General features: G+C 65.1%; 23 protein-coding genes. 13 read left to right on the forward strand and 10 right to left on the reverse strand.

The window, feature by feature from the left end; translation table 11 throughout:
* Positions 1-36 precede the first annotated feature (36 nt).
* Positions 37-900: a LysR family transcriptional regulator gene (locus AB7G19_RS30390; RefSeq protein WP_441268717.1), complete on the forward strand. Its 864-nt coding sequence runs from the start codon at positions 37-39 to the stop codon at positions 898-900.
* On the opposite strand, the gene AB7G19_RS30395 is transcribed toward AB7G19_RS30390, so the two are convergent.
* Both AB7G19_RS30395 and AB7G19_RS30400 read right to left on the reverse strand, forming a co-directional pair.
* On the reverse strand, positions 897-1,658 hold the full coding sequence (locus AB7G19_RS30395; protein WP_085402711.1) for a hypothetical protein: 762 nt from the start codon (positions 1,656-1,658) through the stop codon (positions 897-899). The genes AB7G19_RS30390 and AB7G19_RS30395 overlap by 4 nt on opposite strands.
* Positions 1,659-1,673: 15 nt before the next feature.
* Positions 1,674-1,862, reverse strand: coding sequence for a hypothetical protein (locus AB7G19_RS30400; protein ID WP_014496746.1), 189 nt, complete (start codon positions 1,860-1,862; stop codon positions 1,674-1,676).
* Positions 1,863-2,117: 255 nt separating this feature from the next.
* Between AB7G19_RS30400 and AB7G19_RS30405 the strand changes: the two genes are divergently transcribed.
* Positions 2,118-3,092, forward strand: a complete 975-nt coding sequence (locus AB7G19_RS30405) for a DUF2336 domain-containing protein (RefSeq protein ID WP_085402710.1) — start codon at positions 2,118-2,120, stop codon at positions 3,090-3,092.
* On the opposite strand, the gene AB7G19_RS30410 is transcribed toward AB7G19_RS30405, so the two are convergent.
* From AB7G19_RS30410 to AB7G19_RS30420, 3 genes are read right to left on the reverse strand one after another with little or no spacing between them, the layout of a single operon-like run.
* Positions 3,089-3,433: a DUF1491 family protein gene (locus AB7G19_RS30410; protein ID WP_063986550.1), complete on the reverse strand. Its 345-nt coding sequence runs from the start codon at positions 3,431-3,433 to the stop codon at positions 3,089-3,091. The two genes, AB7G19_RS30405 and AB7G19_RS30410, sit on opposite strands and share 4 nt — an antisense overlap.
* A gap of 57 nt (positions 3,434-3,490) precedes the next feature.
* Positions 3,491-4,207, reverse strand: coding sequence for a peptidoglycan-binding domain-containing protein (locus AB7G19_RS30415; RefSeq protein WP_085402709.1), 717 nt, complete (start codon positions 4,205-4,207; stop codon positions 3,491-3,493).
* On the reverse strand, positions 4,200-6,071 hold the full coding sequence (locus AB7G19_RS30420; RefSeq protein WP_085402708.1) for a PAS domain-containing sensor histidine kinase: 1,872 nt from the start codon (positions 6,069-6,071) through the stop codon (positions 4,200-4,202). Before AB7G19_RS30420 ends, AB7G19_RS30415 begins: the two co-directional genes overlap by 8 nt.
* A 409-nt stretch (positions 6,072-6,480) precedes the next feature.
* On the opposite strand from AB7G19_RS30420, the gene AB7G19_RS30425 reads away from it, so the two are divergent.
* Together AB7G19_RS30425 and AB7G19_RS30430 are read left to right on the forward strand one after the other, a co-directional pair.
* A complete protein-coding gene (locus tag AB7G19_RS30425; RefSeq protein ID WP_063984586.1) occupies positions 6,481-6,906 on the forward strand; it encodes a DUF5330 domain-containing protein in 426 nt (141 codons plus the stop codon).
* A gap of 68 nt (positions 6,907-6,974) precedes the next feature.
* The gene (locus AB7G19_RS30430) at positions 6,975-7,403 is read left to right on the forward strand and encodes a SufE family protein (RefSeq protein ID WP_028149946.1); all 429 of its coding nucleotides are present in this window, start codon (positions 6,975-6,977) and stop codon (positions 7,401-7,403) included.
* A 5-nt stretch (positions 7,404-7,408) separates the two neighbouring features.
* Here the strand turns inward: AB7G19_RS30430 and AB7G19_RS30435 are convergent, their stop codons facing one another.
* The gene (locus tag AB7G19_RS30435; RefSeq protein ID WP_063984587.1) at positions 7,409-7,825 is read right to left on the reverse strand and encodes a MucR family transcriptional regulator; all 417 of its coding nucleotides are present in this window, start codon (positions 7,823-7,825) and stop codon (positions 7,409-7,411) included.
* Between the two features lie 158 nt (positions 7,826-7,983).
* The gene (locus AB7G19_RS30440; RefSeq protein WP_085402707.1) at positions 7,984-8,841 is read right to left on the reverse strand and encodes a hypothetical protein; all 858 of its coding nucleotides are present in this window, start codon (positions 8,839-8,841) and stop codon (positions 7,984-7,986) included.
* A 312-nt stretch (positions 8,842-9,153) separates the two neighbouring features.
* On the opposite strand from AB7G19_RS30440, the gene AB7G19_RS30445 reads away from it, so the two are divergent.
* Positions 9,154-10,803: a glycosyltransferase family 39 protein gene (locus AB7G19_RS30445; protein ID WP_085402706.1), complete on the forward strand. Its 1,650-nt coding sequence runs from the start codon at positions 9,154-9,156 to the stop codon at positions 10,801-10,803.
* Between the two features lie 176 nt (positions 10,804-10,979).
* Complete coding sequence (locus AB7G19_RS30450; RefSeq protein ID WP_028153549.1) at positions 10,980-11,759, forward strand: class II aldolase/adducin family protein; 780 nt, start codon at positions 10,980-10,982, stop codon at positions 11,757-11,759.
* A gap of 323 nt (positions 11,760-12,082) precedes the next feature.
* On the opposite strand, the gene AB7G19_RS30455 is transcribed toward AB7G19_RS30450, so the two are convergent.
* From AB7G19_RS30455 to AB7G19_RS30465, 3 genes are all read right to left on the reverse strand, one after another.
* Positions 12,083-13,477, reverse strand: a complete 1,395-nt coding sequence (locus AB7G19_RS30455) for a M20/M25/M40 family metallo-hydrolase (RefSeq protein WP_085402705.1) — start codon at positions 13,475-13,477, stop codon at positions 12,083-12,085.
* Between the two features lie 24 nt (positions 13,478-13,501).
* Positions 13,502-14,830, reverse strand: coding sequence for a glycosyltransferase family 87 protein (locus tag AB7G19_RS30460; protein ID WP_167768053.1), 1,329 nt, complete (start codon positions 14,828-14,830; stop codon positions 13,502-13,504).
* Between the two features lie 189 nt (positions 14,831-15,019).
* Positions 15,020-16,645: a helicase HerA-like domain-containing protein gene (locus tag AB7G19_RS30465; RefSeq protein ID WP_085402703.1), complete on the reverse strand. Its 1,626-nt coding sequence runs from the start codon at positions 16,643-16,645 to the stop codon at positions 15,020-15,022.
* Positions 16,646-16,993: 348 nt separating this feature from the next.
* Between AB7G19_RS30465 and AB7G19_RS30470 the strand changes: the two genes are divergently transcribed.
* The 7 genes from AB7G19_RS30470 to AB7G19_RS30500 all read left to right on the forward strand — a co-directional run bounded on the left by AB7G19_RS30470 (position 16,994) and on the right by AB7G19_RS30500 (position 22,155).
* On the forward strand, positions 16,994-17,359 hold the full coding sequence (locus tag AB7G19_RS30470; RefSeq protein WP_063984593.1) for a hypothetical protein: 366 nt from the start codon (positions 16,994-16,996) through the stop codon (positions 17,357-17,359).
* A 24-nt stretch (positions 17,360-17,383) separates the two neighbouring features.
* Positions 17,384-17,791 (forward strand): DUF4332 domain-containing protein, encoded by a 408-nt coding sequence (locus AB7G19_RS30475; protein ID WP_071915663.1) that lies wholly within the window; start codon positions 17,384-17,386, stop codon positions 17,789-17,791.
* A 231-nt stretch (positions 17,792-18,022) separates the two neighbouring features.
* Positions 18,023-18,883 (forward strand): dihydropteroate synthase, encoded by an 861-nt coding sequence (folP, locus tag AB7G19_RS30480; RefSeq protein ID WP_135214856.1) that lies wholly within the window; start codon positions 18,023-18,025, stop codon positions 18,881-18,883.
* Entirely contained in the window at positions 18,880-19,248 is a 369-nt protein-coding gene (gene folB / locus AB7G19_RS30485) for a dihydroneopterin aldolase (protein WP_008553485.1), read from the forward strand. The genes folP and folB overlap by 4 nt, the downstream gene beginning before the upstream one ends.
* A gap of 1 nt (position 19,249) precedes the next feature.
* Positions 19,250-19,741, forward strand: coding sequence for a 2-amino-4-hydroxy-6-hydroxymethyldihydropteridine diphosphokinase (gene folK / locus AB7G19_RS30490; RefSeq protein WP_085402701.1), 492 nt, complete (start codon positions 19,250-19,252; stop codon positions 19,739-19,741).
* Positions 19,742-19,822: 81 nt separating this feature from the next.
* On the forward strand, positions 19,823-21,694 hold the full coding sequence (locus AB7G19_RS30495; protein ID WP_441268718.1) for a methylmalonyl-CoA mutase family protein: 1,872 nt from the start codon (positions 19,823-19,825) through the stop codon (positions 21,692-21,694).
* On the forward strand, positions 21,691-22,155 hold the full coding sequence (locus AB7G19_RS30500) for a GFA family protein (protein ID WP_085402699.1): 465 nt from the start codon (positions 21,691-21,693) through the stop codon (positions 22,153-22,155). Before AB7G19_RS30495 ends, AB7G19_RS30500 begins: the two co-directional genes overlap by 4 nt.
* Positions 22,156-22,175 lie beyond the last annotated feature (20 nt).

Below are 22,175 nucleotides of genomic sequence, written 5' to 3' on the forward strand. Positions count from 1 at the left end.
AATATTGAATATTGATACTATCTCTAGGCATAACCTATGGACATCCGCGAGCTTCGCTACTTCGCCGCCGTGTATCGCGAGCGCAAACTGACCGCGGCGGCACGCGCTTGCTTCGTGTCGCAGCCGTCGATCTCGACCGCGATCACCCATCTGGAGGCCGAACTCGGCACCACGCTGTTCATCCGGCACAAGAAGGGCGTCGCGCCGACCGCCTCGGCCGAGCAGTTTCATGCGCTGGCCCGCCGCATCATCGACGAGGCGGACGCCGCACGCAGCCTCTTCAGGAAGCCGAATACGAAGACCACCGTCACGCTGGGACTGATGCGCACGCTCGACATACCCCGAACGATCGCGCTGCTGAAGCCGCTGACGGCGCGCACCGACATCGCGCTCCGCCTCGTCGGCAGCGACGAAGGCGCCGATGCGGGGATCATCTCAAAGAGCATGCTCCGCGCCGACGAGCATTTCGTCGCGCTGTGGAGCGAGCGCTATGTCGCCGCACTTCCGCCCTCGCATCCGCTGACGCTGAAGGAGAAGCTGCGGGCTGCCGATCTCGCCGGCGTCCCCCTGATCGACCGCTGCCATTGCGAGCAAAGCGAATTCTTCGGCCGGAGTTCACAACGAAGGCAGACCGCGGCGATCGCGCAATCGGAGGATTGGGCGATGGCGCTGGTCGCGGCCGGCGTCGGCATTGCGATCGTCCCGGAAGGCGTGGCGCGCGGCAATCCCGATGTCGCGGTGCGCGAGATCGAGGTCAGGGTCAAACGCGAGGTCGGGCTTGCCTACCGCGCCTCAGAGCCGCTGGCGGATGCGCTGAAGGATTTTGTCGGGAAACTTCAGAAGCAGCGGCGCAAGCCGGATCCGACCGGCCCACGGCGCAACAAACGCAGGAAGTCCTAGCCCTTCGAGATGACTGCGCGGCCATAGGGCGGCTGGGCCGCAACCGGCGGATTGGCGGTCTGGGCTGCGAGTTCGCCGATCAGGCGGTCGGCATCGGCGGCCATGCCGTCGGGCGCCTGGATCACCAGACGCTCCAGCGCCCAGCGATAGGACGAGACGCGCTGCTCGAGGCACAGCTGCACCCACTGGATGATCAGCGAGTTCTCCCGCATGCGCGCGACCGCATCCTCCCTCTCCCTTGGCGAGAGCTCGGAGACGCGCGCCATGGTCGCATCGCGCTTCCTGTCGAGATCGATGACGCGGATCGCGGAGCCGAAGAACGGCTCGAAACGGGTGATGTCGTTGCGCACGTCCTCGATCAGCTGCGCATAGCGCGAGGAATGCGAGCGATGCGGCTCGTCGATCAGCGTGCGCCCATACATAGTGCGGTCGAACACGACCTTCTGCTGCCAGGGCGACGGCAGCGCCTTGTAGTCGCCGAATACGCTCTTCCAGGCGGGCCGCGACAGCGGCGGCTCGATCATGGGATAGGCAAGATCGCGAAGCTGGCGCTCCGCGTCGGTGAGCTGGAATTGTGACGACTTCAGGCCAACGCTGCCGGTGGCCTCGGCCCCGAGCCAGCGATGCATGTCGTCGCTGCGCATGTCAGCGCGGGTGCGGCCGAAATCGCCGCCGCTGCACGCGCCGAGCGTCGCACCGACGAGTGCGAGCAGGACGGCCGTTACGACAGGCCGAATCTGGCGGATGGCATCCGGCATTGCAAAAGCCGGACGCTAGCGGCGACGACGACGGCGCCCCGGTGCTGTGCCCTGCTCCGGCCCGCGATCGCCGCTGGTTTCTTCCGTCTGGCGCTCGATGCGGATCACGGGGAGGATCAGAATCGTTCCCGTTTCCGTACGCGGCGTGGCATCCCCCGACGAGCCTGCCCGGCGACCGGCCGGAAATTCGATAATGGTCCCCATATCAGCTCTCTATCAATTGCCGCGCGACCGAGCGCGCTGGTGCAACGTGCGTTCATTAAGATCAGTTCATGGTTAACGGGGTGTAAACGCGCCTGCCGGACCGTAACTTCACGGGCGGCCTCCCGCGTCCCGTTGCGGGACGACAACACCTGAAATGATGGGGTCGACTTCACGCCTCGTTTTCCTTAACGAGCCTTTAAAGGAACCTGCGTTAGGCTCGCGGACGAGTATCTCTTCCAGGTCGCGTATCTCTCCATGACCAAGTCGCTGTTTCCCGGATTCGACGGGCTGATGAGCCTCTCCCGTCGCGAAGGCGTTGATGTTCGCCCGACGCTGCTGCGCGTGCTGACGGACCTCTATGTCCAGGCGCCCACCCACAGCGACGACGAGCAGCGCCAGTTCATCGAGCTTGCGACGCGGCTGATCGACCAGGTCGACGATGCGACGCGCGCGGCCGTCAAGGCGAAGCTTGCGATCTATCCGCAGACGCCCGTCCCGGTCCTGCAGAAACTCGGGCTGGTCGCGACCCAGGAAGGCCGCAGGGTTCCGCTCGCGCGCGAAATTCGCAGCTCGCAGCAGGCGGCTTCGCCTGCTCGCACGCCGACCGACGCCGAGTTGCGCATGGCCGCCAACATGGCGATGCAGCCGAAGGAAGCGGCCGAGATCCACGAGATGTTCTTCCGCGCCGATGCGACCCAGCGCGCGCTGGTCCTGCACAATCTGGGGCAGACCCCGCTGAGGGCCGCGCCGCGGATTCCGACCGTGCGTGCCAAGCGCGCGATCCAGATCCTGGAGATGGCGGCAATCGCCAACGATGTCGAGAATTTCACCTACGAGCTCGGCGACAGCCTGATCCTGCCCTCGCGCGTCGCAGCGCAGATCGTCGACGATGCCGGCGGCGAAGCGCTCGCGGTCGCCGCGCGCGCGCTCGACATGCCGAGCCCGAACTTCCAGCGCATCCTCCTGTTCTTCAAGCCGGAGATCGGCACGTCGGTCGATGCGGTGTACCGGTTGTCACGGCTCTACGACCGGCTCAGCGACCGCTCCGCGCTGGTGATGCTGGCGGCCTGGCGCGGCTCGACGCTCGCAGTCACGCGCGCAAAATACCAGTCGTCGCTGCATGAGAGCGAACGCCAGCGCGCGCGTGCGGGCGCCAATCAGACCCGGCCGGGCGTGCAGCCGGGCTCCGCGCCCGCGGTGCGGACGGGCACCGACGGATCGGACCGCTAGGTCTTCGCCAATTCGAGGAAGTGACGACCTTTGCGGTCCTCGGTCTCGACGATCCAGGCGTCCGGATCGAAGCGGATTTCCTTGGTGAGGCGCTCCTCGACCGCTGGCTCAGGCATCGGCTGCGCGGCAAGTGGCACGAAGAAGCGATCGACCGGCCGGCCGTCGTCATAGACGGTCTGCGGCGCCGGTACGTACAGCATCGCGTTGCCGTCGAGCAGCGACACCTTCACGAATACCGCGCCCGCCTCCTCGGCACCGCGACGACGCACCGCCCCGAACACGCCTTCGGTCTGGCACCGGCGCAGGTAGGCGGAAACCCAAATGTTTGATTTCAAACGCATGAAGAGCACGATAGGCCAGTGCTGCAATCAGCACCAGCCTTCGCACAACAATGACGCTTATTCGACGGGGTGGCCGATCGCGGCTCCGAGCTCGCGCAGCAGGCGGTCGGAGACCTGACCCGTCACCTGCATCTTGTGCTCGCGCTCGAATTTCTGGATCGCGGACTGCGTCTCTGCGCCCATCGTGCCCGTGATCTTCAAATTGCCATAGCCGTATTCGGACAGCGCGCGCTGCACGCCGGCGATACGCCGCGCGGCCGGACTCTGCGCGACGGGAATCGGCGCCGGCGGACGCGCGATGGCGACGGATTGCGGCGGCGCCGACGTCGTTTGCTTGACCAGATTGGTCATCGGATCGCCCGCGCGCGGCGTCGATGCCGTCGCCTCGACCGGCTTCTCGGGGGCCTTCTCGGCGGCGCGCTCGACAGGCTTGGGCTCGGCGCGGAATTCCGTCGCTCTCGGCTCCAGCGGCGAGGTATCCGCGCCGACGGGGCGCGGACGCGGCAAGGGGTTCGACAGCGGCACGGACGACGGCGCGGGAAGATTGATCACGGTGCCGAACATCGGCGCCGGATGCCGGCCGGTCTGAAGGAACAGCGCATTCGCAACGATCGCGCTGACTGCGGCGACGCCGACGAGACCGGCCAGCGTGTCCTTGGGACTGTGCAGCAGGATGCGCATCGCAAGATTGCGCTCGGTCTCGACATCGATGACCGCGGCCTTGGCGCCACGGCGGCGCGGAGCGGCTTCGTCCTTGGCAGACTTCTTAGGCACTTTTCTTCACCAGAGCGGGTTGGTCGTGAGATTGGTCCTGAAGCTCCTGGCGCGGCACCGGTGTCAGCGTCGCGATCTTGCTCTCGGCCGCCATTCTATCGGACGTCTTGGCCTGCGGCGGCGTGTAGACGAGCGGCAATCTGACGGTGACGGAGGTGCCCTCGCCGAGCCTGCTTTGTACAGTCAATTCGCCGAGATGCAACGCCACCAGACTCTTGACGATCGAAAGCCCGAGACCCGTGCCTTCGTGACGGCGCTGATAAGTCTTTCCGGCCTGGAAGAACGGCGCGCCGATGCGCTTGAGATCATCCGCCGCAATGCCGACACCGGTGTCGCTGATGCGCAGCGCGAGCTGCGATCCGGACACCGCGGCCGATACGGTGACCTGACCACCGCGCTCGGTGAACTTGATGGCGTTGGCGACGAGATTGAGCACGATCTGCTTGAAGGCGCGCGGATCGCCGGTCATGACAGGCAGGTCCTGCGGCGCATCGGTGATGAGGTCGATGCCGTTCTCCCGCGCCTTCAGCGCCAGCAGATTGCAGCAATGCATCAGAGATGCGCGCGGCGCGAACGGTTCCGACGCAATCTCGAAATTGCCCGATTCCATCTTCGACATGTCGAGGATGCCGTTGACGACCGACAGCAGATGCTGGCCGGAATCGTTGATGAGCTGGGCATATTCCTTGCGCTGGGCCGCACCCAGCATCAGGGTCTGCTCCTGCGCGATCATCTCGGAGAAACCGATGATGGCGTTGAGCGGCGTGCGCAGCTCGTGGCTCATGGTGGCGAGGAAGCGCGTCTTGGCGGCATCGGCCGTTTCCGCGGCGCTGCGTGCCTGATCGAGCGCCTGCTCCGCGAGCTTGCGATCGGTAACGTCGCGCATCACGCCGACGACTTCCGCCTCGCGCGTGGCGTCACCGTCAATATCCTGGCGGCCGATATCCTGGTCGAGCGGCCGGCAGCGCATCTCGACCCAGATGAAATCGACCTGGCCACGCTCCGATCCGGCCGGCTCCCGCCGCAGTCGGAACTCGACGCTGCGCACGTCGCCGCGCGCGGCATCGGAGAGCGCGGTGAGATAGGCCGGACGATCGGCGACATGGACGCGGTCGAACAGGCCGTGGCCGAGCAGCTGCGCGACAGGCATGCCGAGCATGGCTTCCACCGCCGGCGAGATGAACTGCACCGCGCCGTTGCGCCGATGCCGCGAGATCACGTCGCTCATGTTGCGCGCCAGCAGGCGATAGCGCTCTTCCTCGCGCAACAGCAGCGCAACGCTGGTGCGCGCGAGCGATTCCGCGCCGAAGGCGAGGCCCGCGGCATAGAGCGTCGCCGAGGCGACGCCGAACGCCATCAGCACGCCGCGTTGTGCGGAGCTGGCGTCTCCGGCCGGCAGCCAGCCGAGCTGGCCGGCAAGGATCAGGACGCCGGCGCAGGACAGCGCAAGCAGGGAGGCGAAGGCCGCGACGCGGCGCGAGGCCGACAACGCGGCTTCCAGGGGAACCACGACCAGCCAGATCGCGGCGAATGATTCGATGCCGCCGGTGGTGCCGGCAACCGCCATGATCAGGCCGGCGAGCGCCAGCGACGACAGCACATGGGCGCCTTCATAGCGGCCGGTGCGCGACAGGAACCATGACAGGAGAATGGGGGCGATCAGCCACGCGAAGGCGGCGACCTCGATCGCGCTCGGCGCACCGCGCGTGGCGAGATAGACCGGGAATGCGGCAAACGCGGCCAGGCTGCCGAGCAGCCGCGGCGCCATGAAGGCACGATGGCGCGCTCGCGTCAGCGCGTCGTAACGCGCGGAGGGATGCAGCAGTGCATCGAGACAATCGCGGATGATACTCAAAACTGTCACGGGTCTCGCGCTTCGGCCCACTCGTCGAGAAGACGTGCCGGAACGCCTCCTTATCGTTGAGCCACCGTGTCAGAGCGACCTTAAACGAGTGCTAAGGCAATGCGGCCCGCCGCCGGACACTGTGTCATCGCGGAGATTTTTAAGCGATTTGACCACGTCATCATCGGGGATGGTGAACACAGGGTTTCACCAGTCCCCGCATGGTTTCGAATTGGTGGACAAGCGGCGCCGGCGGAATCACGGGGCTCCGGCGTCAATCGAAAATTTACGACGTGGCGGTTCGGGAAGATTCTTGCGCAGATTTTCCGCGAATTAAGCGGAAGGCAATCACTTGCGATTTATCGAGAGTTGCTAGGTCCGGCGCCTCGCGGGCATCGCCGCGGCGGGATCTAACATACAGGTCGATAAGATGCGCTTTCTGCTCCGCATCACATTCTGGCTCGGGCTGGTGCTGGTGCTCCTGCCGCGGGACAAGACGCCCGAATCGGAGAAGCTGCCGCAGATCGGCGCCGCCGATGCGGTGCAGGCTGCGACCGCGGCCGTCTCCGACGTGACCCAGTTCTGCAAGCGCCAGCCGGCGGCCTGCGAGGTCGGCGGCCAGGCCGCGACCATCATCGGCCAGCGCGCCCAGGACGGCGCGAAGAAGATCTACCAGATCATCAACGACAAGAAAGAGCAGCTCGAGAAGACCGACAAGAAGGCGCCCGATCATACCGGCTCGATCGCGCTGGCCGGCGAAGGCGATGCCGCCTCGGGCGAGGCGCCGCGCGACACCCTGAGCCAGGACGACCTCGCGCTGGAATGGCGCGGCCCTGCGGCGGCGCCGGCGAATTAGCGCCCAAACCCTATCGATTTCGCCTCCTCGCATCCTTATATTGGCCTGAACGGAAACATTGGGCCAGCATGACGACGATCGACGAAATCAGGGACAATTTCGAGCTTCTGGACGAGTGGGACGACCGCTACCGGTACGTCATCGAGCTCGGCCGCACCCTGGAACCGATGCCCGAATCCGAGCATTCGGCCGAGAACAAGGTGAATGGCTGCGTCAGCCAGGTCTGGCTCCAGAAGCTGGTCGATCGCGATGGCGGCGCCCCGATCCTGAAATATCGCGGCGACAGTGACGCCCACATCGTGCGCGGGCTGGTCGCGATCGTGCTCTCGCTTTACTCCGGCCGCACGCCGCAGCAGATCCTTGCGACCGACGCGATCGCGGTGTTCAACGAGTTCGGCTTTCGCGATCATCTGACGCCGCAGCGTTCCAACGGCCTGCGCTCGATGGTCGAGCGCATCAAGACCGACGCGAAAGAGGCGCTCGCGGAAGCCACCTGAAGCGGTTACTTCCGCTTCCGCTGCTGCTGTCCCAGTCCCATCTGCTTTGCCAGTTGCGAGCGCGCCACCGCGTAGTTCGGCGCGACCATGGGATAGTCGGCCGGCAGGCCCCATTTCTCGCGATATTGCTCCGGCGTCATGTTGTACTGGGTGCGCAGATGGCGCTTCAGCGACTTGAAGCGCTTGCCGTCTTCCAGACAGACCAGATAGTCCGGCGCGATCGACTTCTTCAGCGACACCGCCGGTTTGGCCGGCTCGAGCGGCGCGGTCTCGGTGCGGCCTGACGAGACGCGCACCAAGGCGCCATGCACCTGGCTGATCAGGTTCGGGATATCGGCCGCCGGCGTCGGATTGTTGCCGACATAGGCGGACACGATGCTCGCCGTTAGCTCGATGAAATTCTTAGCCCCGTTATCCGACATGGGCCCGACCTCTCCCTGACCTTGCGTCTCGCCGGATTGACGACGCCGAAGTATTTCGTGTCAACAATACATTCGGCCGAAATAAGACGACTGACGAATATGAGCTGATTACTGACGAAGTGACAAGAACGATGGCGCTCTACTTGGACGCAGCGGCCTCAGGACCGCTGGTCGAGATGGGCGCGCAGTTCGTCGATCGAGGCGAAGCGCATCATGCCTTCCGGCATCTGCGCTTCGATCGATCCATCGGAATAGAGCGAATAGGCCATGCCGTCGACGATACCCGATTTGAGCACGGTCACGGGCGCCTGCTCGACCGGCGTCGGTTCGGGCGGAGGCGGCGGGCCGGGCTCGGTAAAGATCGACGGCGAGCGCGGCGGCGGGCGACGCCCGGCGGCCGGCGGTTCCGGTGGCCGCATACGGTCCGGCCTCGGCCAGGCATCGTCGAAGCTCGCCGGCTGACTCTCCGGGCCGGCCGGTTCCGTGGGCTCGTCATGAGGCTGCGGCGGCAAGCTCTCTGTCGCCTTCGCCTCCGCGCGCTCGCGCTCCTTGCGGGAGGACGATGCGAACAACAGGTTGCGGCGGCGCGGCGCTTCCGGAGCCGCAGGCGGTGTCGGAGCTTCCGGCTCCGGCGGCGGTTCGGCGCGCGGACGCTCGCGCGCGGCGGCCTCGCTCTGCCACGGCGGCAGACCCGCGGCCGGTGGTGGCTCGGTTTTCGTCGCCGATGCCGGGAACGGCTCGGACACTGGCACGCCAGGCACCGCGAGGCCTGGCAGCACGGGCCTGACCCGAACCTCGCCCGGCGCGGCCGATCCGGCCAACCGGCGGGCGATGCCCTTCAGTTCCACGACCACGACGTAGAGGCCGGCCAGTAACATTCCGGAGCAGACGCCAATGGTGCCGGAGATTATGAGGGTGCTGCCGAGGCTGGCCTCCCTAACGGTGAAGCCGAACAGGATCGTAAGGAGGCCCGCCAGGACGGCGAAAATCCCCACAATCAACAATGCCAAGCTCATCGAACTCACCCCTGGTCGCGCAGCCGTGCGCGACACCCGTTGCGCCACGATACCGTCATACGGTGTTCCACGCCAACGGCGAATTAGAGCCTGCGTTCCTAAAGGGAAGGATATCAGGGACTTATTCACATTCCCTTCAGCTACGGCCCGCTACTTCTAACTTGCTCTCAACTGTCTGGATTTGCTGCGTCGCATCAGGATTTTAGCCATAATGCCCAATTACTTGGTAATGGAACTGCGCTATAGGGATTCCGGGGAAGTGGCCCGCGGGCACCAGCAGGGCCAAGAGGGGATTCCGGGTCACCAATAGCCATGACATCCATCACGACTTCGGCGATCGACACGCCTCTGCGGCGCTCGGTTGAACGGACTTGCGACGATCTCGCCATGCTGGTGCTGGCTGCGGTCGCCGTCATTGCAGGCTTGACCTTCCGCGACTACGGGCTCGGCTGGGACGATTACACCCACGCTGAATATGCCGACCTGCTGCTGCGCATGTTCGGTTCCGGCTTCAGGGACACCGCGGCGCTCTCCTTCGCGAATCTCTACATGTATGGCGGCGGCTTCGACATGGTCGCGGCTCTCCTGCACAAGGTCATTCCGCTCGAGCTGTTCGAGACGCGACGCCTGCTCGGCGCCACGGTCGGCGTGATCGGGCTTGCGGTGACGTGGCGGCTCGGCCGCCGCATCGGCGGGCCCCTTGCCGGTCTTGCCGCACTCCTGCTGCTCGCGCTCTGCCCGATCTTCTATGGCCACATGTTCATGAACCCGAAGGATGCGCCCTTCGCGGTGGCCATGATCATCCTGATGCTGGGCCTCGTCCGCCTCGCCGAGGAATATCCGCAGCCGTCGCCGCGCACGATCCTGATTGTCGGCCTGGGTGCCGGCCTCTCGCTCGGCTGCCGCGTCCTCGGCGGCCTCGCGCTGGTCTACGCCATGATCGGCTTCATGCCGCTGTTCCTGGAGGAGCTGCGCACCGAAGGCGCCCGCGAAGCAGCCCGCCGCTTCGCCCATGTCGTCTACGTGCTGCTGCCCGGCCTCGTGTTCGGCTATCTCGTGATGGGCCTGATCTGGCCGTGGTCGATCATGGAGCCCGGCAATCCCTTCGAGGCCCTGACCTATTTCTCGCATTTCTTCGAGAAGCCCTGGAAGGAGATGTTCGACGGCGCGATTGTGTCCGTGCCCGACATGCCCTGGTCCTATCTGCCGACGCTGTTCGCGCTGCAGCTTCCCGAGGTCATGCTGGTGCTGATGGGCGGCGCCGTGGTCAGCACCTTCGCGATGCTGCCGCGCCGCGAGGTTCCGGCGCGCCGCAAGACCATCCTCCTGATGCTGACGCTGGCGGCGACCCTGCCGCTCGCGATCGCGATGGTGAAGCGGCCGGCGCTGTACAACGGCATCCGCCACTTCGTCTTCGTGATCCCGCCGATGGCGGTGCTCGGCGGCGTCGCCTTTGCCTGGGCCATGGAGCGCCTGCGCACCAACCACCGCACCTGGCAGCCCGTCGTGCTCGCGACCTTCTGCTTCGGCCTCGCGCTCTCGCTGGCCGAGATGATCCGGCTGCATCCCTATCAGTACACGCACTTCAACCACATCGCCGGCACCGTGCGCGGCGCCGACGACCGCTTCATGCTGGACTATTGGGGCCTTGCGCTGAAGCAGGCCTCGGACGAATTGCGCGAGCAGATCGTCGAGCGGCAGGAAGTGGCGCCGGGCAACCGCAAATGGAAGGTCGCGGTGTGCGGTCCGCAGCGCCCGGCCCAGGTCGCGCTCGGGCCCGACTTCACCATCGGCTGGGATTCCAACGCGGCCGATTTCGCGATGACGCTCGGCGAGTTCTACTGCAAGGGCCTCACTGCGCCCGTGATGGTCGAGATCAAGCGCGACGACGTGGTGTTCGCCCGCGTCTACGACATCCGCGGCCGCAGCATTTCCAGCCTGCTGTCGATCCCGGCGCCGTAAAATTCTTCTCCCTTGTAGCCCGGATGGAGCGAAGCGAAATCCGGGGACAGCGGCCCCCGCATTACGTTGCGCTCCATGCGGGCTACGCGTGGCTGCTGCGATTTGACCGCCTTGCCGCCAGCCTCACCCGCGACTACGCTCCCTCCCCGCAACAACGATGTTCGGAGAGATAAGCCATGTCGCCAGCGGAAGCGCGCCTGAAGGAAGTGCCGTCGAACATGACGGAGGCGGAGTGGCAGCAACGGGTCAATCTCGCCGCCTGCTACCGCCTCGTCTCGCTGTATGGCTGGGACGATCTGGTCGACACCCACATTTCGGCGCGCGTGCCCGGCCCCGACCATCACTTCCTCATCAACCCCTACGGGCTGATGTTCGACGAGATCACGGCATCGAGCCTCGTCAAGGTCGACCTGCACGGCAACCAGCTCTCCGAGAGCGAGTACAGCATCAACCCGGCCGGCTTCACCATCCATTCGGCGATCCACGAGGTGCGCGAGGACGCAATCTGCGTGCTGCATCTCCACACGCTCGACGGCACCGCGGTGTCGAGCAGCGCGGAAGGGCTGCTGCCGCTCAACCAGACCGCCCAGCTCGTCACCCACGACCTCGCCTATCACGACTATGAGGGCATCGCACTCGACCACGACGAGCGGCCGCGGCTGCAGAAGGACCTCGGCGACCACAACCACATGCTGCTGCGTAACCACGGCACGCTGACGGTCGGCCGCTCGGTCGCCTCCGCGTTCGAGCGCATGTACCACCTCGAGCGCGCCTGCTCGATGCAGGTGCGCACGCGCGCGCTGGGCACGCCGGTCTATCCGGTCGAGGAGATTGCGATCGAGAAGAACACCGAGCTGCTCGCCAACCGCGACCGCGCCGAGCTGCGCGCCACCAACCTGGTCTGGCCGCCGCTGCTGCGCAAGCTCGACCGCGAGCTGCCGGGCTACCGGTCTTGAGATTTTCTGGATTTCGTGTAGGGTAGGTCTCAACACCCTCTACACGTTTCGGAATGAAACGCCGCCCAATTCCGGGCGGCGTTTTTATTTGGCCCCGCCGTCATTGCGAGGAGCGAAGCGACGAAGCAATCCAGACTGTGCCCGTGGAGGGATTCTGGGTTGCTTCGCTACGCTCGCAATGACGAGGAGAGAGTCTTCGTAGGGTCGGCAAAGCGACTTGTCCGCCGTAGCTCGAAGAGCGAAGGCGGAAGCGTGCCCACCTCTTCCATCGCGATCGCGGAGAGATGGTGGGCACCGCCTTTGCCCACCCTACGGCACCGCGCCTATTTCACGTCCGCGAGCGCCGCGAGGATCCGCGCCCAGGAGCGGATACCCTTCTGGAAACTGCGGAGGTCGTATTTCTCGTTCGGCGAATGGATGTTGTCGTCGTCCAATCCGAAGCCGACCAGCAGCGAGTCGAGCCCAAGCGTCCGCTTGAAATCGGCGACGATCGGGATCGAGGCGCCCGAGCCCATCAGCACGGTCTCCTTGCCCCACTCCTCGGTCAGCGCCTTGCTGGCGGCCGCGAGCGGTTTCATGTTCCAGTCGAGCGCCACCGCGGGCGCGGCGGAGTGATCGCCGAACTCGACCTTGCAGTCGCCGGGGATACGCGCCGTCACGTAGTCGCGAAAAGCCTTGCGGATCTTCTGGGGGTCCTGCCCTTCGACCAGGCGGAACGAGACCTTGGCCGAGGCATGCGACGGGATCACCGTCTTGGAGCCTTCGCCGATATAGCCGCCCCAGATGCCGTTGACGTCGCAGGTCGGACGCGAGGAGGCCTGCTCGATCAGCAGCCGGCCCTTCTCGCCGGCGGGGATCGACAGACCGATCGGCTTGAGGAACATCTCCGGCGTGAGGTTGAGCTTCTTCCACTGCTCCAGGATATCAGGCGGCAGATCCTTCACGCCGTCATAGAAGCCGGGGATGGTGATGCGGTTGTCGTCGTCGAACAGGCCGCCCAGGATTTTCGTCAGCACCCGGATCGGGTTCATCGCGCTGCCGCCGAACACGCCGGAATGCAGATCGCGATTGGCGGCGGTGATCTTCAGCTCTTCATAGAGCAGGCCGCGCAGCGACGTCGTGATCGCGGGCGTGTTGCGGTCCCACATGCCGGTGTCGCAGACCAGCACGTAGTCCGCTTTGAATTCGTCCTTGTTGGCCTCGATGAAAGGGACAAAGTTCTTCGAGCCGACCTCCTCCTCGCCTTCGATCAGGAAGGTGATGTCGATCGGCAGCGAGCCCGTCACTTTCTTCCAGGCGCGACAGGCCTCGACGAAGGTCATGACCTGGCCCTTGTCGTCCTCGGCGCCGCGCGCGACGATGATCTTGCGGCCGTCGGCATGGTCGGTGACGACAGGCTCGAACGGCGGACGGTGCCAGAGATCGAGCGGATCGACCGGCTGCACGTCGTAATGGCCGTAGAAAATCACATGCGGCCGTCCGCCCGCCCCGGTCTTGCCGACGATGGCGGGATGGCCGGCGGTCGGGCGGACTTCAGTGGCGACACCGAGGCTCGCGATGTCCTTGGCGAGATGCTCGGCCGCAGCCTTGCAGTCGGCGGCAAAGGCCGGATCCGCAGAGATCGACTTGATCCGCAACAGCGAGAACAGACGCTCCAGGCTGTTGTCGAAATCCTTGTCAATGTGATCGAGCACCGATTGAAGCTGCGCATTGGCCATGGTCGTATTCCTGACTTGTGAGTCTCAAGAGGTACCGGGTTTTAGCGCCGCCGCCGCCTCGGAGCCAGCCGCAACCGGCGGATGCCGGATGTGCCATGCGAGGCTACCTGCAAGAATGGCGGTCGCGACAAGGTTATTGCCCCAGGCCTGGATGACATTGGGAAACCACGGCAGCGACAGCAGCATGAGGATGCCGGCAGCGCCCAGCGCGAGCCAGGTTCCCAGCCGCACGCTCGGTCGCGCGTCGAAAGCGGCGCGATGCATCAGCACCGTCATCGGGAAGAACAGCCACATGAAGTAGTATTGCCGCGCCAGCGGCGATGCCACCGTCATCAGGCAGAACAGGATGCCGAGCTCCTCCGCATCCGAGCGCGCCGTTCGCCGCGCTTGCGACGGCATCACCGCGAGGAAGCCGAGCCCGAGCAACGCCGACAACGCCAGCACGATCAAGTTCGCCGTCTTGTAGTCGACGTCGATGACATTCATCGTGCGCGGTGACTTGCTGGGATCTTCCTGATTGTAGTTGATCGGCCGGACCAGACGGTGCGTGACGGCAATGAGGGACTGGTTGACCCACGACCAGTTCTGCTCGTCGCGCTGGCCAAAGCCCTTTTCCGAGCTCGTGCCGACCATGCCCTGGTACCAGGTCTTGAGCTCGGCCGCGTTGCGCTCGAAGCCGCGGATCGGTGCCGGCACGACATAAAGAAGGATGCCGGTGAAAGCGACCGTCGCGACGGTGGCCGCCCACTTCCTGCGCCAGATCAGATAGGGCAGCACCGCGATCGGAAACACCTTGATGGCGGTAGCGAGCGCGAACAGGAAGCCCGCGAGCCAGGACCGCTGACGCTGCAACAACCAGAAGCCCCACAGCATCATCGCCAGCAGGACGAGGTTCGGCTGGCCGAGGTCGAACATGTCGAACACGAAGGTCACGGTGACGATGGCCGGCAGCGCTTCGAGCCACGGGCCGGGCCTGCGGCCCGATCCCGTCATGGCATTGGAGAAGTTGCCCGTGTACCACCATGCCACCACGTTCAGGATCGACAGCACGACATAGAGCGGGATCTTGCCGAACCAGCTCGGGATCGCCAGCAGGATCGCCGGCAGCGGTGGATAAATGAATTCGAAATACTCGCCGATCTCGTCGGGATAGAGCGATCCACCGTGCAGCACCTGCTGCCCGGCCCAGTACCACAGCCCATAATCCTTGGTCTTGCCGTGGCCGAAGATCTCGGGAACGAGCACGTCGGCGGTCAGGAGGACGCAGCAGAACAGGAAGAGCAGATCGAGCGGCGCGCGCAGCGACAAGGCTCTGTGCGGGCCGAGTTTGTCTGATAGATTCGGTGATGTCACATTATGTCCCGTCGGAAACAAATAGCACGTAGCAGACCGACGGACGCTTGGAGAACCCCCCTCACCTGAATTTATGGTGTTCGGCCTCGCCCGGCGTGCGGGGCAATCGCATCCAAATACTCGCGAGATTTCGTCATGCCCGGGCTTGACGCAGTGGAGGCTTTAGTGCCTCAAATCCGGCTTCCCTGCCTACCTTCGCAGCAGCCCGCCGAGCGCGCCTCGCACCAGGGTGCGGCCGATCGAGCCACCGAGCTGGCCGGCGACCGACTTGCCGAGATTGGCCGCCATCCCCCCGATCACCTGGTTGGTGACCGATCGCGTCACGTCGCGCGCAATGACCTGGCCCGCCGACAGGCGGCCGCGCTTGACGTTGGTGCCGAAGATGGTGCCGACCATCGAGCCGATCTGGCCGAGGATGCCGCCGCCACCTCCGTCGGCCGCACCGGCATCGGCAGTCGCAGCCGTGCCGGCAATCCGCTTCTGGATCATCTCGTAGGCGGATTCGGCATCGACAGCGGTGTCGTATTTGCCCTTCACCGGGCTCGCATCCATGATCGCCTTGCGCTCTTCCGGCGTGATCGATCCGATGCGGGCCGATGGCGGCCGGATCATGACACGCTCGACCATCGTCGGCGTGCCGTTGCCTTCGAGGAAGGACACCAGCGCCTCGCCCTTGCCGAGCTCCATGATCACCTTGGCGGTGTCGAGCTTCGGGTTGGGCCGGAAGGTCTGGGCCGCGGCGGCGACCGCCTTCTGGTCGCGCGGGGTGAAGGCACGCAGCGCATGCTGGACACGGTTGCCCAATTGCCCGAGCACACGGTCGGGCACGTCGACGGGGTTTTGCGTCACGAAATAGACGCCGACGCCCTTGGATCGGATCAAACGCACCACCTGCTCGATCTTGTCCATCAGCGCCTTCGGCGCGTCGTTGAACAACAGATGTGCCTCGTCGAAGAAGAACACCAGCTTCGGCTTCGGCAGGTCGCCGGCCTCGGGCAGCTCCTCGAACAATTCTGACAGCATCCACAGCAGGAATGTCGCGTAAAGCCGTGGACTCTGCAGCAGCTTGTCGGCAACAAGGATGTTGACCATGCCGCGGCCGTCGCGGTCGGTCTTCAGGAAGTCCTTCAGCGTCAGCGCCGGCTCGCCGAAGAATTTGGTGCCGCCCTGGTTTTCCAGCACCAGAAGCTGGCGCTGGATGGTGCCGACGGTGGCCTTGGTGACGTTGCCAAAACCCTGAGCCTCCTTCTTGATGTCGGCAAGCGGGCCTTCCTCGGCGTCCGCCCCCTTCTTGCCGGCATCCGGCACGATGGCATCGAGCAGCGCGCGCAGATCCTTCATGTCGATGAGGGTCAGCCCGTTGTCGTCGGCGACGCGGAAGGCGACGTTGAGCACGCCTTCCTGCACGTCGTTCAGGTCGAGCATGCGCGCAAGCAGAAGCGGCCCCATCTCCGTGACGGTCGCCCGCACCGGATGGCCCTGTTCGCCGAACACGTCCCAGAACACTGTCGAGAACTGGTCGGGCTGGAACGTCAGCCCCATCTCGGTGGCACGCTTGACAATGAAATCCCTGGCCTCGCCGACCTCGGAGATGCCGGAGAGGTCGCCTTTGATGTCGGATGCGAAGACCGGAACGCCGGCGCGCGCAAATCCTTCCGCCATGACTTGCAGCGATACCGTCTTACCGGTCCCGGTTGCACCCGTGACGAGGCCGTGGCGATTGGCAAGCGCCAGCGTCAGCCATGCCTGCTCGTCTCCCTTGCCGACGAAGATCTTGTCGTCGGTGTCGCCGAGCTTGCTGTCCTGTGCGGTCATGCTTCTCTCTGATCTCTCTGCCGTGTTTCGCCTATTGAAACTCGAATGCACCTGCTCCGTAGTTTAACGCATGTCGCGTGCGGATTAAAACCGTTCAACGCGCCCCGAGCATGCGACATTGTCGGAAACATACCGCCGACATCAGCCGAAAGTAGGAATGACGCGTTCGCACCGCGGCAATTTTTCGCTGAATCCATCTCCGCTCTTGCATCGTTGCAACACTTTTCGCGCCTTCGAGAGTGAATCGGAACCTTGCGTACGTTCATCGCTTGTATTTCACATCGCTCCGGATCAAGATCATTTCGGAAGCAATACTCGGGCATGCAAACCGGCTGAGGGGCGGGCCTTATGGACGAGCTGATCGGGCGGCTGGCGTCGAACGCCAGCATAGATGGTGCTGTGGCTGAAAAGACCGTCGGCATTATCCTGGGCTTCCTCCGCAGCGAAGGTCCTTCCGAGAACGTCGAAGCGCTGATCGATCAGATTCCCGGTGCAGAAGCGGCGATAGAAGCGTCCAGGAGCGGCGGCGGACTGTCGCGGCTGATGGGCGGCGGCCTGATGGCCGTCGGCACGCGCCTGATGGGCCTGGGACTTGGCATGTCCGAGATTCAGAACGTTGCCCGTGAACTTTTCCGCTACGGCCGAGACAAAATCGGAGCGGATCAGATGGGCAAGATCATCGCGGGGACGCCGGGCCTCAGCCAGTTCGCCTGAGCGACGCTTTTCATATCGAGTATCATGACATATCCGATCTCCGAGATTGAGGGCCTGCCAGCCTTTGCCGCCAACAAATTGAAGGCGCAAGGAATCCGCACGACCGACGCGCTGCTCGAGGCGGCCTCGACCGTGAAGGGTCGCAAGGCGCTCGCCGCCAAGACCGGCATCAGCGAGCAGCAGTTGCTGGAATGGGCCAACGTCTCCGACTACATGCGCATTCCCGGGATGGGCCGGGCCAAGGTCGGCCTCGTCCGCGCCGCCGGCGTCACCACCGTGCGCGAGCTCGCCTATCGGAATCCGGCACGGCTGGCCCAGAGCATGCGGGAAGCCAACGTGAAGAAGAAGCTCGTCCGCATCCTGCCCTCGGAAAAATCGGTCGGCGACATCATCGCCAAGGCGAAGAAGCTGCCGCCGAAGATTACGTATTAGGGCATCTCCCTCGGCATACGACCTGCCGCGTTAGCTCTCGGTGTCATACCCCGCGAAGGCGGGGTATCCAGTACGCAGCGGCTCCTCCATATCACCGCACGGCCTCGGAATACTGGATTGCCCGCTTTCGCGGGCGATGACAGCGGAGGCGATCGATGCTCCGCGAACACATCGACATTCGCCCCCAATCCCACCTTGAATCCCCCCTCCCCGACCGCTAAAGCGGGCCGCATGAATGCCTCGCCCTCCCCATCCGTCCCGCCGGCCGGCTCGGCCGGGCCCGACGTGCTGCGGACGCTGCTGGAGCGGCCGATTCCGGCAGTGATGGGCGTGCTCAACGTCACCCCGGATTCCTTCTCCGATGGCGGTGAGTTCATCGCGCCCGAGCTGGCGCTTGCGCGGGTGCGGGCGATGATCGAGGCCGGCGTCGACATCATCGACATCGGTGCCGAGTCCACCCGGCCCTACACGGGCGCCCGGCCGGTGACGGCGGCGGACGAGCTGGCCCGGCTGAAGCCGGTGCTGTCAGGCGTGGTGGCGTTGGGCGTTCCCGTGTCGATCGACAGCATGAAGGCTGAGGTGGTGGCCTTTGCGCTCGACCAGGGCGCTGCGATCGCCAACGACGTCTGGGGCCTGCAGCGCGACACTGGCATGGCACAGCTTATCGCCGCGCGCGGCGTCCCCGTCATCGTCATGCACAACCGCGAGGCCGTCGATTCCGCCATCGACATCGTCGCGGACATGAAAGCGTTCTTCCTGCGCTCGCTCGATATCGCCGCCAAGGCCGGCATCGCGCGCGACAAGATTGTGCTCGATCCCGGCATCGGCTTCGGCAAGACGGCCGAGCAGAGCATGACCGCGCTGGCGCGGCTGCGCGAATTCGACACGTTCGGCCTGCCGATCCTGGTCGGCGCTTCGCGCAAGCGCTTCATCGCCTCGGTGTCGCCCTCGGAGCCGAAGGAACGGCTCGCCGGCTCGATCGCCGCGCATCTGATCGCCGCACAGCGCGGCGCCAAGATCATCCGCACCCATGACGTCGCCGAGACCTTGCAGGCCCTGCGGGTCGCGAATGCAATCGAGAGCAAGCAATGACCGATACGATCTTCGTCACCGGCCTGTCGATCCACGCCCGCCACGGCGTGATGGATCACGAGACCGAAGTCGGCCAGCGCTTCGTCATCGATCTCGAGCTCTATACCGATTTGTCGGAGCCGTCGCGTAGCGACCGGCTCGCCGACACCGTGTCCTACGCCGAAGTCGTGGCGACCACGACGGCGGCGTTCAAGAATACAAATTACAAGCTGCTGGAGCGAGCGGCCGGCGCGGTCGCCGATGCCATCCTGTCGCACTTCCCGCGCATCCGCGCCGTGAAGATCACCGTGCACAAGCCGCATGCGCCGATCGCCGCAATCTTCGACGACGTCGGCATCATGCTGACGCGCTCGCGGCATCCGTAAGATGGCGAGCGTGCTGATCGCACTCGGCGGCAATGTCGGCGATGTCCGCGCGACGTTCCGGAAGGCGATCTCGCACATCTGCGGCATGGCGCAAGCTGCGCTGATCGCGCGCTCCTCGGACTATGCGACGCCGCCCTGGGGTGACGAGGACCAGGATCCCTTCATCAATGCCTGCGTCGAGATCGAAACCAGCCTCGATCCGCATGCGCTCTTGTTCGTGATGCATAAGGTCGAGCAGAAATTCGGCCGCACACGGAACAAGGAGAGGCAATGGGGCCCGCGCACGCTCGATCTCGACATGATCGCCTATGACGATGTCAGCTTGCAGAAACCCGACCTGACCTTGCCGCATCCGCGCTTGTTCGAGCGCGCCTTCGTGCTGGTGCCGCTGGCCGAAATCGCGCCCGACCGCGTGATCTCAGGCATTCGTGTGCGTGACGGGCTTGCCAGCGCCTCGACGCAAGGCATTGAGCGGCTTCCGGATACCGGTTAACCAAAAACAACCGTTTGCAGCGACGGCCGGCCGTGGCAATTTCGCCCGCGAACAACAAGATTTTTGGGAGCCCTTGGCCGTATGACCTCCGTGACTGACGACCTGCCGCTGGCGGCGGATTTCCCCAAGGCCACGGTCAACGACTGGCGCAAGCTGGTCGACGGCGTGCTGAAGGGCGCGCCGTTCGAGAAGCTGGTCGGCAAGACTTATGACGGCCTCAAGATCGACCCTCTCTATCCGCGCGCCCGGGGCGTTGCGCCCGTGGTGGGACGGCCTGCCGCCGCGCCGTGGCAGATCATGCAGCGGATCGACCATCCCGATGCGGCGCTCGCGAATGCGCAGGCGCTGACCGATCTCGAAAATGGCGCGACGGGGCTCGCGCTGGTGTTCGCCGGCGGCAGTGGCGCTCACGGGTTCGGGCTGGAACCTTCGGCCGATGCGGTCGCCAAGGTTTTCAAGGATATTCATCTCGATGCCGGCATCGGCATCGAGCTCCAGATCGGTCCGCAATCGCGGATGGCGGCGATCCATGTCGCGGAATATGTGAAGAGCAACGGCCTCGATCCCGCCGCCTGCAACATCCGCTTCGGGCTCGATCCGCTTGCGGCCGGCGCGGTGTGGGGTCACAGCCCCTACACATGGGACGAGATCGTTCCGGCCGTCACTGGCGCCATCAAGGGGCTCGCCGCGCTCGGCTTCAAGGGACCGTTCGCGTCCGCCGACGGGCGCGTGATCCACGATGCCGGCGGCTCCGAGGTGCAGGAGCTCGCGTTCGTGCTGGCCTGCGGCGTCGCCTATCTGCGCGCGATCGAGGGCGCCGGCGTTCCACTGGAGCAGGCGCAGGACATGATCTATGCGCGGCTCTCTGCGGATGCCGACCAGTTTTTGACCATGGCAAAATTCCGCGCACTGCGGCTGCTGTGGGCGCGCATCGAGACGGCGTGCGGGCTGACGCCGAAGCCGCTGTTCATTGCCGCCGATACGGCCTGGCGCATGCTGATCCAGCGTGACCCTTACGTGAACATGCTGCGCGCGACCATCGCGACATTCGCGGCCGGGCTCGCCGGCGCCAATGCGATCACCGTGCTGCCGCATACGCTGGCGCTCGGGCTACCTGATCCATTCGCGCGGCGCGTGGCGCGCAATACGCAAGCCCTGCTTCTGGAAGAAAGCAACCTCGCCAAGGTCAGCGATCCCGCCGCCGGCGCGGGCGGCATCGAGACATTGACGGCGCAGCTTTGCGACGCCGCCTGGGCGCTGTTCCAGGACAGCGAGAAAGCCGGCGGCGCCTTCGCCGCGCTTCAGCAAGGCCTGTTCCAAAGCAAGGTCGCGGCCGCGCGAAAGGCCCGCGACGCCAACATCGCAAAGCGCCGCGACGTGCTGACAGGCGCCAGCGAGTTTCCCAACCTGCATGAGCGCGAGACGGCGGTGCTGACGGCGACGCCGGTCAAGCTCGCTCCCTACGGCGAGCAGAAATACAAGTTCGATGCGCTGCCGCCGATCCGGCTGGCGGAACCGTTCGAGGCGTTGCGCGACAAATCCGATGCGGCGCTGAAGGCGCGCGGTGCGCGGCCAAAGGTGTTTCTGGCCAATCTCGGCACGCCCGCCGATTTCACGGCGCGGGCGACCTTTGCCAAGAGCTTGTTCGAGGCCGGCGGCATCCAGGCCGTCGACAGCGAGGGCTTTGCCGATCCGGCCAAATTGGCCGCCGCATTCAAGGCCTCCGGCGCCGAGCTCGCCTGTCTTTGTTCCAGCGACAAGGTCTATCCGGAACACGCCGACGCCGCGGCGAAGGCCCTGCAAACGGCGGGCGCGCGACATATCTATCTGGCAGGCCGTCCGACCGATGCCGAGGCGGCACTCCGTGCGGCCGGCGTCACGGGTTTTGTCTTCGCCGGAGGCGATGCGCTTGCGACACTGCAAGACGCCTACCGACGGATGGAGCAGGCATGAGCGAGGCGGGCAAACCAGTTTTCACCGGCGGTTGCCAATGCGGCGCGGTGCGCTTTGCGATTTCGGCAACCCCCAACAGGGTTTCGATCTGCCATTGCCGTATGTGCCAGAAGGCGAGCGGCGCGCCGTTCGCGTCCTTCGCCGACATCAACCGGACGGACTTCGCCTGGAGCAAGGGGCAGCCGGCGTTCTTCCGCTCCTCCTCGATCGCTGATCGCGGCTATTGCGCCGCCTGCGGCACGCCGCTGAGCTTTGGCCGCATCGACGGCGACCGGATCGAGATCATGACCGGCGCCTTTGACCGCCCCGACCAGCTGGTGCCGACGCGCCAATACGGATCCGAATCCCGGCTCGGCTGGGTGGTCGGAATCTCCAATTTGCCGAGCCAGACCACGCAACAGAATTACGGACCGGAGAAGATGGCGACCATCGTCAGCCATCAGCATCCGGATCATGATTGAGCGTCTAATGATATGGTTGA

The organism is Bradyrhizobium sp. 215_C5_N1_1 (assembly GCF_052075935.1).
GTDB classification, from domain to species: Bacteria; Pseudomonadota; Alphaproteobacteria; order Rhizobiales; family Xanthobacteraceae; genus Bradyrhizobium; species Bradyrhizobium barranii.

Bases quoted from the DNA above. Each gene is read 5' to 3' on its own strand.
- AB7G19_RS30405 (WP_085402710.1), top strand. From the start codon at position 2,118: ATGACCAAGTCGCTGTTTCCCGGATTCGACGGGCTGATGAGCCTCTCC.
- AB7G19_RS30465 (WP_085402703.1), bottom strand. From the start codon at position 16,645: ATGACCGCACAGGACAGCAAGCTCGGCGACACCGACGACAAGATCTTC.
- AB7G19_RS30400 (WP_014496746.1), bottom strand. From the start codon at position 1,862: ATGGGGACCATTATCGAATTTCCGGCCGGTCGCCGGGCAGGCTCGTCG.
- folK (WP_085402701.1), top strand. From the start codon at position 19,250: ATGGCGAGCGTGCTGATCGCACTCGGCGGCAATGTCGGCGATGTCCGC.
- AB7G19_RS30450 (WP_028153549.1), top strand. From the start codon at position 10,980: ATGTCGCCAGCGGAAGCGCGCCTGAAGGAAGTGCCGTCGAACATGACG.
- AB7G19_RS30440 (WP_085402707.1), bottom strand. From the start codon at position 8,841: ATGAGCTTGGCATTGTTGATTGTGGGGATTTTCGCCGTCCTGGCGGGC.
- AB7G19_RS30425 (WP_063984586.1), top strand. From the start codon at position 6,481: ATGCGCTTTCTGCTCCGCATCACATTCTGGCTCGGGCTGGTGCTGGTG.
- AB7G19_RS30455 (WP_085402705.1), bottom strand. From the start codon at position 13,477: ATGGCCAATGCGCAGCTTCAATCGGTGCTCGATCACATTGACAAGGAT.
- AB7G19_RS30495 (WP_441268718.1), top strand. From the start codon at position 19,823: ATGACCTCCGTGACTGACGACCTGCCGCTGGCGGCGGATTTCCCCAAG.
- AB7G19_RS30475 (WP_071915663.1), top strand. From the start codon at position 17,384: ATGACATATCCGATCTCCGAGATTGAGGGCCTGCCAGCCTTTGCCGCC.
- AB7G19_RS30470 (WP_063984593.1), top strand. From the start codon at position 16,994: ATGGACGAGCTGATCGGGCGGCTGGCGTCGAACGCCAGCATAGATGGT.
- AB7G19_RS30390 (WP_441268717.1), top strand. From the start codon at position 37: ATGGACATCCGCGAGCTTCGCTACTTCGCCGCCGTGTATCGCGAGCGC.
- folB (WP_008553485.1), top strand. From the start codon at position 18,880: ATGACCGATACGATCTTCGTCACCGGCCTGTCGATCCACGCCCGCCAC.
- AB7G19_RS30500 (WP_085402699.1), top strand. From the start codon at position 21,691: ATGAGCGAGGCGGGCAAACCAGTTTTCACCGGCGGTTGCCAATGCGGC.
- AB7G19_RS30445 (WP_085402706.1), top strand. From the start codon at position 9,154: ATGACATCCATCACGACTTCGGCGATCGACACGCCTCTGCGGCGCTCG.
- folP (WP_135214856.1), top strand. From the start codon at position 18,023: ATGAATGCCTCGCCCTCCCCATCCGTCCCGCCGGCCGGCTCGGCCGGG.
- AB7G19_RS30410 (WP_063986550.1), bottom strand. From the start codon at position 3,433: ATGCGTTTGAAATCAAACATTTGGGTTTCCGCCTACCTGCGCCGGTGC.
- AB7G19_RS30395 (WP_085402711.1), bottom strand. From the start codon at position 1,658: ATGCCGGATGCCATCCGCCAGATTCGGCCTGTCGTAACGGCCGTCCTG.
- AB7G19_RS30435 (WP_063984587.1), bottom strand. From the start codon at position 7,825: ATGTCGGATAACGGGGCTAAGAATTTCATCGAGCTAACGGCGAGCATC.
- AB7G19_RS30430 (WP_028149946.1), top strand. From the start codon at position 6,975: ATGACGACGATCGACGAAATCAGGGACAATTTCGAGCTTCTGGACGAG.